This is a genomic window from Bradyrhizobium sp. WSM2254, from assembly GCF_000472645.1.
Taxonomy (GTDB): Bacteria; Pseudomonadota; Alphaproteobacteria; order Rhizobiales; family Xanthobacteraceae; genus Bradyrhizobium; species Bradyrhizobium niftali.
Genome location: NZ_AXAB01000018.1, coordinates 100,494 through 113,704, shown reverse-complemented (window position 1 = coordinate 113,704; position 13,211 = coordinate 100,494). Strand labels below are relative to the sequence as shown.

The window sequence follows — 13,211 nt, the reverse complement described above, 5'->3', positions numbered from 1 at the left end:
GGACCGACATAGTCCTGCGGACACGCAAAGACTCTCGATTGGATGATCGGAGAGTCTAGAGCCACCGAGAGATGAAATTTGTTCATCACTCATCCTCATTCCTGACGAACCGCAATGGAGCTTTTGAACAGCCATGCCGATCCAGCAGCTGACGAACTATGTCGATGGCAATAATAGAGCCAAATGCCGAGCGCTTTATTGTGCTTTCTCCTGGGATCTTTGGGTTCGGATGTTGACACGAATCCCAACACCTTCATACCGATCGGCGGCTTGCGTTCTTGCTGCACTGCTCTCCAGTTGCAGTCTTTCGACCGGCAGCGCATTTGCCCAGACGACGCTCACGTCGGCGCCGCCCGCCAGCTTCACGCTCAGCAACGGGCTTCAGGTCGTGGTGATCCCGGACCATCGCACGCCCGTGGTCACGGAGATGATCTGGTACAAGGTCGGCTCCGCCGACGAGACGCCCGGCAAATCGGGGCTTGCCCACTTTCTCGAGCATCTGATGTTCAAGGGCACGGAAAAGCACCCGATCGGCGAATTTTCCAAGACCGTGTTTCGCGTCGGCGGCAACGAAAACGCGTTCACCTCACTTGATTACACCAGCTACTTTCAGCGCGTCCCGCGCGAGCAGCTGCCGACGGTGATGGAGTTGGAGGCCGACCGTATGAACGGCCTCATCCTCAAGGACGAAAACGTACTGCCCGAGCGCGACGTCGTGCTCGAGGAATACAACATGCGCGTCGCCAACAGTCCCAATGAGCGTTTGAGCGAACAGATCACGACCGCGCTCTATCTCAATCATCCCTATAGCCGGCCCGTGATCGGCTGGCATCAGGAGATTGAGAAGCTCGGTCGCGAGGACGCGCTCGCTTTCTATCGCCGCTTCTACGCGCCGAACAATGCGATTGTCGTGATCGCCGGCGACGTCGAACTCCCTGAAGTCCGCTCGCTGGTCGAACGCAATTTCGGCCCCATCCCCGCTCAGCCCGCGATCCCGGCGCAGCGCGTCCGCCCGCAGGAGCCTGAACCGGAAGCCCCGCGCACTGTCACGCTGTCCGACCCGCGCGTCGAGCAGCCCGTCCTGCAGCGCTTCTACCTCGTGCCCTCGGCGACGACGGTCGCTCCCGGGGAGAGCGCGGCAATCGCCGTGCTTGCGCAGCTGATGGGCGGCGGCAGCAACTCCTATCTGTACCGCGCCCTCGTCGCCGACAAGCCGCTCGCGGTCTCCGCCAGCGCCAGCTATTCCAGCATCTCGCTCGATCCGACCCAGTTCTCGGTCTCGGCCTCGCCGAAAGCCGGCGTCGGCTTTGCCGAGGTCGAGCAGGTGATCGACGGCGTCATCGCCGACATCGCGCAGAACCCGATCCGCGCCGAGGACCTCGAGCGAGTCAAGACGCAGCTCATTGCAGGAGCGATCTACGCCCAGGACGACCAGGCGGCGCTCGCGGGCTGGTATGGCGGCGCGCTGAGCACCGGGCTCTCCGTCAAGGACATCCGAAGCTGGCCGGACCGAATTCGCGGCGTCACCGACGTACAGGTCCGTGCAGCTGCGCAAAAATGGCTCGATAAGAAGCGCTCGGTCACCGGCTATCTGATCAAGGACACCAGCACAGCCAAGACTGGCGCAAAGACTACCACCAAGCGCGAGGAGAAACGTTCGTGACCCATCCCTTCCTTCACTCCCGACGCATCGTTCTGTCGTTGGCCGCCGGCGCAGCGCTCACTTTGACTCAGATCTTCCCCTCCGAGGCCGCCGCAAAGATTCAGCGCCTGATCTCGCCGGGCGGCATCGAGGCCTGGTTCGTCCAGGACGCAACCGTGCCCCTGATCGCGATGGAATATTCCTTCGCCGGCGGCTCGGCGCAGGATCCCAGAGACAAGCCCGGCGTCGCCAATCTCGTCGGCGACCTCCTCGACGAGGGCTCCGGCCATCTCGATTCCAAGACGTTCCATGAGCGGCTCGATCGCCGCGCCATCGTGCTCTCCTTCAGCGCCAGCCGCGACACCTTCCGTGGCAGCCTGCGCATGCTGCGCGACAACAAGGACGAGGCCTTCGACCTGTTGCGCTCGGCGCTCACCTCGCCGCGTTTCGACACCGCCGACGTCGAGCGCGTCCGCTCGCAGGTGATCGCCGGCCTGCGCCACGAGACCACGGATCCGACGTCGCTGGCGAGCCGCAAATTCCTGGAGATGACCTTCGGCGATCATCCCTATGGACGGCAGACCAATGGCACGCTGGAGAGCGTGCCGGCCATCACGATCGACGACATGAAGGATTATGTCGGCCGCGTGCTGGCCAAGGACACACTGAAGGTCGCGGTCGTCGGAGACGTCGATCCAGACACTCTCGGCAAGTTGCTCGACGACACCTTCGGCGCCCTGCCAGCCAAGGCCAATCTGGCGCCGGTCCCCGACGTCGAAGCTGCAAAGCCGCCACAGCGCGCCTTCGTGCCGCTCGACGTGCCGCAGACCGTGATCACCTTCGGTGGTCCCGGCGTGAAGCGCAACGACCCGAACTTCATGGCAGCTTATGTCGTCAGTCACATCCTCGGCGGCGGGATGTCCTCGCGGCTCTATCGCGAGGTGCGCGAGAAGCGGGGCCTCGCCTATTCGGTGTTCGACTCGCTGCAATGGATGCAGCATTCGGCGCTGTTCATCGGTAATACTGGCACGCGCGCCGACCGCGCCGGCGACACCATCGACGTCGTCGAGAAGGAGGTACGCCGCATCGCCGAGGCGGGCCCGACGCAGAAAGAGCTCGACGAGGCCAAGTCGTACCTCAAGGGCTCGCAGATGCTGGCGCTCGACACCTCCTCCAAGCTGGCCTATGCGCTGCTGCAAGATCAGCATGATCAGCTGCCGATCGATTATATCGAGAAGCGCAACGCCATTGTCGATGCGGTCACGCTGGACGACGCCAAGGCGGCCGCCAAGCGACTGTGGGGCCAGGGCCTGCTCACCGTCATTGTCGGCCGCGCACCGCAAGCCGCGGCGCTGCCTGCCGGCGTTCCGGCGCCGAAGTCAGACTGATTGGCGCACGTCGATGGCCGGGCTTGTCCCGGCCATCAACGTCAGTGACGCCGCGTTATTGATATGTATGCTTGGTAATTCTCGGCGCCCACGCTGGTACACTCTGCTCCGGGTAGTCCCGCGACATTGCCATCGCCAACCCGACATGCTGACCCGGCTTCGCCTGCGCCTCAAGCGCGGCCGGACAAAGAACAAAGCCGTCGAGCGATATCTGCTGGCGAAGCTTCCCAACTGGCAACTGTATTGACGCCGGCTGGGAGCCGGCCCTTCGTTCGAAAACGATGATCGATATCCCTATGGGATAAGCGTCGCCAGAGACTTACTTTGGAAAAGTGAAACCAAGTTATGAAAGCACAAGGCGCACGCCAATATGGCCCCTGACCTCAGCCCCCGCTTGCCAAAGCAGAAGCTAGATGAGGCGCAGGTTTTCGGCTGATATTTTCCCCGAGCGGCCGATCTTTGGTTCATAGCTGATCTTGTCTCCTTGTGGGAGTAGGACCAAGCCAGCCCTCTGCACCGCAGAGATATGAACAAACACGTCACGGCCGCCATCGTCCGGCGCGATGTAGCCGTAGCCTTTAGTCGGGTTGAACCATCTCACGCTTCCAGTCGCCACTGTCTTTGCTCCCTAAAAACGACACTGAATCGCGCGCTGCGATCTAGCAGCCGCGTTGCTCACCTCAGCAACTCGCGTGCCGCTCCCAACGCGCTGTGAATAGTTGTAGAATACCGTGTGTTTGGTGCGGATTTGCGGGATTCTTTGTCTGTCGTTCTTGAGTGGCACGCAGCGAATGTCTTCAATCCGACAACCCTGGTACGACAAAATACGGAAGGCGATGACTTCGACCGCTCTCTCCTGTACTCATCCGTCCTGTGTAGATCACATCACGAGACTCACTGGATCGGCTTATCCAGGTGATGTTGAAGTTCGTTGCGACTGACATTGGCAGCGATCCAATTGATCAGCAGACCTCTGCGGACCGGGCGGGCCGCTCAATCATTGGCAGACTTGAATCTTATGGGAAGGGCCATCCACCGCCAGACCACGGAACGTGTGCGCTACGTTCCAGATTTTTCTTGTGACATGCTAGGCTGGTGCATTTAGATGGATCACAGGATCGGCACCGTCGAGCCGGGATGCAAACAATGCCACAAAGACTCGATCCGCGTGGCTGGCCGTTGGATCAGACGATGGGTCGTTTCAACGTTTCTTTCATTTGCCGATGGAGAGTCGATGTCTACGAGGCAAGCGGTGTGCCAGCTGAAACAGTTATTGGGGATGCTCGCTGGACTCGCCGGCATTGTTGGGATCTCCGGTGCTATCGCAGCGAGCAATCCGAGATGGGACAGCGCACAGGGATTTGGTGCTGGAACCACGGGTGGCCTGGGAGGCGAAGTTGTTCAGGTCAACTCACTCAAAGATCTGACTTATCAATTGTGTCGTTCGTATAGCTCCGGAATCTGCAAGGACGATAGTCCGCGCGTTGTCCAGATTGTCGGGACCATAGACTTCACAGGAGCGGAAGGGCGCGGCGAGGGTCCGGGTTGCCAATACAGCAACACTTGTCAGACGCCCTACAAGGGTGAATCGCTTCTCCTCTTGGATGGGCTCGACACGCACTGCGACGGCAAGCTCAAAATGGAAGTCAGCTTCGATAAAGCGGGCAAACATCCCTTGGAGGTCGGATCAAACAAGACCGTGATTGGCGTCGGATCAAGCGCTACAATCAGGGGCAAGGGACTGCGACTGAATGGTGTGAGCAACGTCATTGTCCGCAACCTGACCATCGTTGACATCAATCCCGGCATTGTCTTCGCGGGCGATGCGATTGCGATTTCGCGAGCGAACCGGGTCTGGATCGATCATAACCGTTTTCATAACATCGGGCGCCAGATGATTGCCGGCGGCCTTGGGGAGACGACGAATATCACGGTCTCGTGGAACGATTTTGATGGCAGGGATAACTACTCCTCTTATTGCAACGGAGCGCATTACTGGAACCTTCTTTTTCTTGGCAGTCCTCAGTCGATCACGGTTGCCAACAACTACTTCCATGAGGTCTCCGGACGGGCTCCGCACGTTGACGGTCTACGGTCGGTCATTCACCTGGTGAACAACTACTTCCACAACACCGAGCTGCTGCAGCGCAATGGTTTCTTCCACGCGCTGGACGCCGGACCATCTGTTCAAGGCCTGATTGAGGGCAACTACTTCGACAACATTGAAACCCCAATCAGGGCCGAGAGTGGGCACGTCTTTGGCGCGCTGGGAGGCGTAAATCGAGAAATGCAAGACCTCTGCCTAGCCATGCTTGGACGCATGTGTGCGGGCAACATCGCGAGGCCCGCGCCGCGGATCAATGGATTCCGGCTGGATGAAAGCGTCATTAGATCTTTTGGCGCTCTTCCGAAGGCGGCTATTCATCGTCCCTTCCAGGCGGATGATGTCCCGGCATTGGTCACCGCCAACGCAGGTCCCGGCCACATTTGAATTTTCCGATAGGATCCAGCGAAGCTGCGACCGCGCGCACGCATCTGGCCGAAGTACCGCGGAATTCTCCCTCTTCCGGGCAGACCAATTGCCGGTCCGTGGCAGCTGCGCTTCAAAGAGCGCCTTGAGCGTTCAGGCCAGTCGATCCTCACTCCGAGACGCATCGATTTTTTGCAAGCGCGCAACTGCCTCGAAGCTTCGGCGGGTCTAGTTCAACCTCCTGCTCGCCCAAGTCACCGTCCACGAAACACGATATTCTCCGAACTGATTGAGACCTCATCGGCAGATGCGATCGGTTCAAAAACAAAATGCCCGGCATGTGTCGACGAATGCAGCTCTTGCTGCGCCGCGCTGCTTCGATGGGCTAACAAAAAGACTTTCGGATGCGGCGCCCTATTCCTGCTGTTGCAACCAAAGAACGCATTTTTCCATCGTGACTGCAGGGCATTTAGCGGTCTTGCGGCACAAATAAAGGAATATCTCAGATTTGAGAGGGCTGGCATGAGTAATTTGGATCAGCAGTCTTCCGGAGCGACGGCTTGACGCCACGCCCAAGGATCCCGGGCAGCCAGTAAGAGTGTGTTATGGGGCGTGAATTCTACAGAAAACTGGCGCAGCAGGCGCGTGATCTCGCCGAGCGGGCCGATCCGTTCACCAGGCAGCGGTTGCTGAAGCTGGCCGGCAGCTACGACGTGAAGGGCGGAAATCTGGCGCGGGCGCCACGCCCGACGGAGCGTCCGCTGCCGAACCCGCGTACCGCGCCGCCCGCATCGATCTTTTCAGGTCCGGGCGAAGCTGGATGAAGTTCGGTGCAGGCCACCCGTTCGCCGATCCGGAAGCCGCGGCACGCAAGCGATCGCCGGCGGCATCGAGCCCAACCAACGGCCAGTTCCTTTGCGATGCCAGCCGCACCGGCGGCGTTTTCCAAACGGGCCTGACATTGGCGGTTGAACGGGACTGGATCAAGCGGCATGGGTCCGGGACACATTTCAGACCGGCCGAGCACGGAATTGGATCTCAACTAGTTGTCGAGCGCGAAACCAAGCGCTCTCGCTCTCGGCTGCTTCGCTTGAGCCGACTGACCTTCTTGAATTGATCGGAAGCTCAGGCCGATCAGGCAAGCGAAAGCATCATCAACGAGCATTGGAAGGATGACGGCCATGATGGACGACAATTTGGCGCGCATGCGCACACATCTGAGCGCCATCCAGCGCCACCGAAGACTGCTGAAGACCAAGCTCACCGAACACGACCGGCAGTACGTCTGCAGACGCCTGTCGGAGGAAGAGTGCGCGCTCGAAAGCTTGCGAGCGTCGATTTTTCCCATGGTGTTCGAGAGCCCCAGGCCGATGATATCGGCCTCCTAGCCGGTACGGCCGTGTCGATGGCGACGGCCTACGCGCGCAGGAGCGCCGCTATGGCACTCACGTCAACGAATTCATATATCGGCTACCGATATTGGAGCCTTTTTTAGATGCGCGGCCTGCTAATCCTCTTTGTGACCTTTGTGATTATGCTGGCGGCGCGCAGCCAGCATCAGATTGGTTTCGTGCCGCGCCCCACCGCATCCATGCCACCGGTCAATGTACCCTAGAGCCGAAGGTTTGGCGCAGACAGCGCGGATTGCGCTACAACGTGCTTCCGTCTCTCTGGGAATTCGGACCGGTTTGCGTTAGGCGGAGCCTCGCTTTCCAAGTTGTCTGAGGACCTGCAGGAAGCGGGCAAGCCATGCCTCAAGCCATGCGTCAGTTGAGGCCACTTGCGCTGCTGCGATCGTGCGCGCGCTCGTCTCATCAACAAGGAAGATTTGAGGACGGCAGTTTTGGTTTCTGACTGGATCTTGCACTTCTCCCACCCTTTCGCGAGGAGCGTGGCGAGGAGGTGTCCGGACCTCCCAAGCCACGCAGCCGCAACAGCTCAGTCGGCGAGCGGTTTTGGCATGTGCAAAACAGTATCGGTTCCCGGGCAGGTTGAATTGATCTAGCGCAAACACGAGAGCCGTTCGTCTTTAACCCAGCAGATTTGTGGATTGTCCCGGTTGTGTAATCCGAGAAGACCAGCTGCGTTTTTCTGGGCGCATTTTCACGGCCGCGCTTCAATGGTAGTGCAAATAGCGCGAGTTTCCTGATCGTGGTCCTCTTTTTCTCCCCCTGCGATGGAGTGTTGTCCAATCAAGCCTCTAGAGCACGCCCTCGAAACCAACGGGACCATGCGAGTAGACCGGATTATCGGCGCGGGCTGACGCCTGCCTTGATCCTGTGAACCTGCGGTCCGGCCGAATGTCCCTTTTGTGCGAGCGGATCAGGAAGCGTTTGTGCTTCTTCGCGCGTGGTCGGAGCGGCGGCGCTGCCGCCGCCCGTGCCGACCTGAGCGCGCGAGCACCGGCAGCGGGGCAGCGGGGATGGAGCACTCGGGCGGACCTTTTGCGGGCTCCGGACGCCTGGGGCGCGCTTCCATGAGCTCCAAGACGGCGCGTCCCTTTTCCGTTATGCGCCACCCGCCGTTGATACGTTCAATCAAGGCTTGCGAAAAGATGTCAAGGTCGGGCACAAGCGAACCCAGTCGTCGGGTGCGTTCGGCCCAATCGCTACCGCTGGTCGCCAGGATCGCCATGTCGCGCTTCAAGTCCGCCATCACGGCAAACCCATCCGGATAGCTCACCAGGATCTTAAGAACCGTGACCTGGAAGTTCACGCGGCACCCTCTTGTGACTATCGCCACATCGTCGGCGCCTTCGAGAGCGCTTCGCGGCGAACCTGCCGTACACAGTCGGTCGACGTCTCTCCCCCGGTGGTTGCTCCCAGGACTTTTGAGGCGACATTGGTCCGGCCGCCGGTGTCGTACCGGGACACATACTCGCAGATCTCGTCAACAACCCTGCGCATCCGAGCAAGAATGACCACCTGAATGTCCATAAACTGGAATAATGGGCGGGCTATGCTGGTATAAATAGGACTGGCCGAAACCCAAACTACGCCTCGCGATCGCAAGGTGCAACGGCCCCTCGACGATACCTGCATAGTCCGAGTAGCCATACCGAAGCAACTCACCGACTGGGGCGCAGACCACGTCCGTTCCGCGCAGTGCCGAGTCCTTCCCACGGCATTGCTGCCGATGACAGGCCGTTGGCTCAAGACGTCAAGAACCGCCGGCCGATCGGTGCCGATCATCAACGTCCGTATGAGTTCGCGGGATCCAGGCGGCTGCCGGTTGCTGCCGATTACCCCAAATGATGATGCAGCTGCCGATCCGACGCCGACAGCGCTGTCATGACAACCATCATCATCGGCATGTCGTAGGCAGCAGTGTCACAACGGCTAGAGGCGCCATCCGCCACACCAAGGCGGCGGCCATTGTCCGGCTTAGTTCGTTTCGGCGCAGTACTACGGCCGGAAGCGCAAAGGCCACGATCGTCGCATCGCCGGAATGAATGGCGTCTTTCCTCGGGCTCGGTGAAAGCAACGTTCGGATCGCACCAATTCGCGCGCCGCGGCGTCCATTAGGGTTTGCTTTTTATTTTTGCGTTACCGATCGCGACGATTTTGACGTCTGCCGCCGACGGCCATGCCTCGCCAACGCCTCGACTGGCGGCAAGACGAGCGAGATCCGCTTCGTCTTCGCCAACGATCCGCACGTCTGGTCGTGACCGTCGTCCCGGACAGCGTTTCCCAATTGGCGGCTCCCTGCCAGGCGGGTCAGCACTTGCTCGGCTGACAGCCAACTGTTGGCCGATGAGCTTCTTACGGCACGCCTACGCCGGCTGTGGCAACCTCAGTCCGCCATCCGTCCTCGCACCAACGCCACGTAGCGCGATCCACGGCAGCTGACCTCATGATGTCGCGACTGCGTCTTTAGCAACCTTGAGCGGCGACGCCTTGACCGACTTGCTGGCTGGCTTGGCTGCGAATTCCATCGGCTCCTTCGTGAAAGGATTAACTCCGCTGCGGGCTTCAGTAGCAGGCTTGTTCACGACCGACATCTTGACGAAGCCGGGGATGACGAACTCGCCAGACTCGTTCAACTCCTTGTAGCCGACGGTCGCCAACTGCTCGATGACGGCCTTTACGTCACCTTTGGAAACTTGCGTTCCTTGAGCAATTGCGTCAATGAGCTGGTTCTTGGTCATCTTGGCCACGATGAATTCCTTTGTAGCGCCGAACGATACAGTGCGTGATGTATCGCCGGCTCTTTTCCTCTTGTTCGAGCACGGCAAAACTACACGAATTACTTTCATTCACTGAGGTGATGAAGTCGACCGGTTTAAAACCTATCGGAAGCAAAAACACAACGATCTTTGTTTCCAGCATTCGCTCACGCGTCACAGGTGGACGGCGCATGCCCTATTCGGTATGCAGGTCAATGTTTGAAATTGGCCGATGCAGCAGTCAGCGCAGCAATCAGAGCCAATCCCTCTTGGATCTCGCAGACGAGTGATGATCGCAGAGCGAGCCTCATTTTATTTCAAACTTCGTAACGCTCGCGCGGACAGGTCACCTCTGAAGGAAACTCGGGGCCCGCGAATACTGGTGGCGTCGGGACAGAAGCACAAAGCTGATCCCCTCTCTCTTACCGGCGATGCCCTAGAGAGATACCGAGCTTGATTGCCTTTTGACGGAGAGAACCTTCCGTCCTTTTCATAGACTTCGCGATCTTCGCTACCGGCACCCTAGCCTTGGAGTGTGCGCGAAGTTCTTTGACGTCCGCCTTCGTGTACTCGCGGCGGACTACCTTCTTCACTTTCTTCGCCATTGGAAATCTCCACTCGTTGTTGAGCGGGGCTTCTAGCACGAAAGATCAAATTAGCAATGTTGCGACGCGTCGCATTTCGTGCGATTTATAAACCGCTTTTGCGAATTCACTTCCGTCCTGATATCTGCAAAAGTGCTGCCTTCTATTCAGTCAACTACAATTGAAACACTGAAGGGTTTTCCGGACACAATGGCGGCCCGATGTTCGGGGGCGCGCCATAGTAGCGCCGTCAAGTGTGACTCGCATGCGATAGGAGCCGATGTGGCACTGGGACCTGGTCGCGCGGCGCTGAATCATCTCGGTGTGCGCCTGCACTCGGATGCAGTCACTCAGGAAACAAATTCCTAGCTCACCTCGATCTCGGCGGCCTCGTTGTCGGTCAGTTTGGCAAATTCCTTTTCCCGGCCACGTATCGACAGAACACCCTTGTTCTGGTGGAGAAGCGAAATAATAGATCGACAGTGCCGCCCCGCATGTCGACGATCTCCGTCACGCTACGCCTGAACGTATCCTAAGATACCAGATATCTCGTCTCCGCCGGAAGATCTGTATCGATTGTCCTTGCCACGCCATTCATAGAGAAATTCGGCGTGAGGCGTGGCAGTGGCATCGAAGAAGCGTTAGAAATCTGCCGTCTCGTTGAGGACGCGAACACTCCGTTCGCCCGTCGCCTTCCATTTGATGAAGGGGAGCAGGCGGACAGAATAGCTTTCAAGAATCCGCTGATAAGCGTTGATGTTATCCAAAATGGCCGCGGAGACCGGAAACATCATGCCCGGCGGATTGAAGCCGCGTTCCGCCAGAACGTAATGGATCAGATAGCGATGAAGGCGGCCGTAGCGAACTTGGTGTTGAGCACAGCTTGGCATGAAAAGGCGTAATTTTCCATGAAATCCGTAACTTTTGCACCATTTGCGTGAAATATGGAGCCCCGAAGTGACAAGAGGGGTGGTGTGGAACGGCCATTTCCTTGCTGACCTATAGAGCACGGTCGTTTGGGCAGGAAATGCGCCGATGCAAACCGCGTGACATTCAGTCATCCGCACATCTTCGGCCAGCAGCGGTGTGAGGATCAGACCATTCAGGAGGCGGTGCATTTGCGCTCAGTTGGATCGGCTCAAGCTGGGGTTTGAAGACGAGCAGATGAGCGCCGGCCGCCCTCGCGTTTGGACCGCGGCGCAAACGACCTTTTCCAAGTCGAAGGCGTTCTGACTATCTGCGCAAATTCAGCACCGTCAGAAAGCATTCGCCCTGCTCGCGGGCGACGCGCCGGCGCTGACGGCGTACGCGCCGACCGTGATGCGTCAACGCGGCAAGCTGCGATGGGCAAAGTCTGGAGCACTCAGGTTGAGCTTTTTCGGCCGCCGCGTTGAATCCCTACGACGAGCTTCCATACTCTCCGACACGGCGCGTCCTGTTTTCGGTTGTGCAGCACCCGCGGTTCGTACGCTCGATCAGCGCTTATGAAAAAATGTCAGATTGGGAATGTGCGAAGCCGGTCGTCTGGCCTCCGGCCTAATCCTGGCCGCTGGTCGCCAAGATCGCATTGGCGTGCTGGAGGCCCGCCATCGCGGCGAGCCAACGCGTGCCCTTAAAGCGGCTCGCGCTCGCATAAACCCTCAAGTCCGTCAGCTGACGGTCAGCTACGCTGACTATGACCCCTCGCCGGCTTGACCAGCCTTGGCGCTGTAAACGATTCACAGAGGAACCTGATCCACCATGGACCGCCGAACCGACCGTTACTTCGACCTTAAATGGCGCGCCGGCGTTGCAAGCCGAGATTGTCCGCTGGGCGATTCCGACGAACGGAACCGGATCGGACCAAGCTAGAGCGTCTCCTATGCAATGCGGAGCTGTCAGAGGTCTTCGAGGCAGTCAAAGCGATCCTTCATTGATCTGGCAACGAGCCGCAGGATGTCCAGCTAGAACATCATCAGGTCGACAGCGGAGTTCAGCTATGACGAGCCCGGTCCGTGATGTTCGAGTTTCTCGACATGAGCCGAGCTCACTTCCTGCCTCGTGCTGCAAAAGCCTGATCGTCTGGCTGCGCGCGACCTCGGCCGCTGAGGAGCGGGAACGAGCCGACGAAGACATTTATCGCGGCACTCTTGGGCAATAATCGAGCCCGAGAACCAGGCGCTGCGCCGCATGACTGGTCGGTAGCGGGTCGCGTTCGTTCTGGCCGACGAGTTCGGCCCCTCGTCGACAATTGAAGCACACGAAATAGGAGATGAATGATGCACTGGCGCACACCAAGACTACACCTGAATGAGGGCGACGGCTATTTATCTCCTGATGCCTCGCAGCCCCTGAGAACCTGGACTCGGTGGCCGCTCGCGGCACTTCTCCTCAGCTTGGTGCTTTGGGGCGCTCTCTTGCTCTTCGCCACGTTCTCGTGAGCGCCATGCCACTCACCGGCTCCGGCGCTCCCGAGCGACTTGCGCGAGCAAGCATCCACGATGGATCGAGATATCCGCCAGGTTTCGAGTTCAGCGACACGCCCTCGTCAGGGCTGAAAAAGCTGTGTGCGTTTCACAAGCAATCGTTGGTTCCAGGACTGCCTCCTGCTAGTCGCAATGCAGTTGCCAGCACGATTCGCAGGTAGCCACGATCGAACTAAGCCGGCCCCGCCATGCCATAGGCGCGAATAAGGCCGCCAACTGCGTCGATGCGATTGGTCCGACCGGGCTGCGTACGGAAACCGCCGCGAGCGCAACTCTCCTGAGCGATCACGCAGCAGCGGCTGCTTGCGCTCTCTAGCGCCAAAGACGCAAGTTTCCCGCATGACCGGCATCCGGACTCTATTGGTGCCCGCGGGTGGACGGATGGCGGAGCCATGTTCATGCAGCCCGTCGCTAGAGATTGCAGCGAGCGGTGATGTCCAACCTGGCTTGTTCCCGGACTCTTGCGCAGCGCTTGCAGCTCCTGAAGCACACTTCGT

General features: G+C 59.1%; 10 protein-coding genes. 6 read left to right on the top strand and 4 right to left on the bottom strand.

From position 1 onward, the window contains the following. The first annotated feature begins 229 nt into the window (after window positions 1-229). Window positions 230-1,663, top strand: a complete 1,434-nt coding sequence (locus tag A3M7_RS0113530) for a pitrilysin family protein (RefSeq protein ID WP_049823366.1) — start codon at window positions 230-232, stop codon at window positions 1,661-1,663. After that, window positions 1,660-3,030, top strand: a complete 1,371-nt coding sequence (locus tag A3M7_RS0113525) for a pitrilysin family protein (RefSeq protein ID WP_027544432.1) — start codon at window positions 1,660-1,662, stop codon at window positions 3,028-3,030. Before A3M7_RS0113530 ends, A3M7_RS0113525 begins: the two co-directional genes overlap by 4 nt. Before the next feature lie 409 nt (window positions 3,031-3,439). Here the strand turns inward: A3M7_RS0113525 and A3M7_RS46475 are convergent, their stop codons facing one another. After that, a complete protein-coding gene (locus A3M7_RS46475) occupies window positions 3,440-3,646 on the bottom strand; it encodes a cold-shock protein (protein ID WP_084302129.1) in 207 nt (68 codons plus the stop codon). Window positions 3,647-4,135: 489 nt separating this feature from the next. Between A3M7_RS46475 and A3M7_RS44030 the strand changes: the two genes are divergently transcribed. The 4 genes from A3M7_RS44030 (at window position 4,136) to A3M7_RS0113505 (ending at window position 6,888) form a co-directional block, all read left to right on the top strand. Next, on the top strand, window positions 4,136-5,521 hold the full coding sequence (locus A3M7_RS44030) for a right-handed parallel beta-helix repeat-containing protein (RefSeq protein ID WP_084302128.1): 1,386 nt from the start codon (window positions 4,136-4,138) through the stop codon (window positions 5,519-5,521). 584 nt (window positions 5,522-6,105) lie between these two features. Further along, on the top strand, window positions 6,106-6,324 hold the full coding sequence (locus tag A3M7_RS0113510; protein ID WP_027544431.1) for a hypothetical protein: 219 nt from the start codon (window positions 6,106-6,108) through the stop codon (window positions 6,322-6,324). Continuing rightward, window positions 6,321-6,617, top strand: coding sequence for a hypothetical protein (locus tag A3M7_RS48485; protein WP_156936865.1), 297 nt, complete (start codon window positions 6,321-6,323; stop codon window positions 6,615-6,617). Before A3M7_RS0113510 ends, A3M7_RS48485 begins: the two co-directional genes overlap by 4 nt. Window positions 6,618-6,681: 64 nt before the next feature. Further along, window positions 6,682-6,888, top strand: coding sequence for a hypothetical protein (locus A3M7_RS0113505; protein WP_027544430.1), 207 nt, complete (start codon window positions 6,682-6,684; stop codon window positions 6,886-6,888). A gap of 934 nt (window positions 6,889-7,822) precedes the next feature. Here the strand turns inward: A3M7_RS0113505 and A3M7_RS48480 are convergent. The 3 genes from A3M7_RS48480 to A3M7_RS48475 all read right to left on the bottom strand — a co-directional run bounded on the left by A3M7_RS48480 (window position 7,823) and on the right by A3M7_RS48475 (window position 11,367). Then, window positions 7,823-8,215 (bottom strand): hypothetical protein, encoded by a 393-nt coding sequence (locus tag A3M7_RS48480; protein WP_027544429.1) that lies wholly within the window; start codon window positions 8,213-8,215, stop codon window positions 7,823-7,825. Between the two features lie 1,135 nt (window positions 8,216-9,350). Beyond that, complete coding sequence (locus A3M7_RS0113485) at window positions 9,351-9,656, bottom strand: HU family DNA-binding protein (RefSeq protein ID WP_027544426.1); 306 nt, start codon at window positions 9,654-9,656, stop codon at window positions 9,351-9,353. Between the two features lie 1,234 nt (window positions 9,657-10,890). Continuing rightward, window positions 10,891-11,367 (bottom strand): hypothetical protein, encoded by a 477-nt coding sequence (locus A3M7_RS48475; protein ID WP_156936864.1) that lies wholly within the window; start codon window positions 11,365-11,367, stop codon window positions 10,891-10,893. Window positions 11,368-13,211: the final 1,844 nt, after the last annotated feature.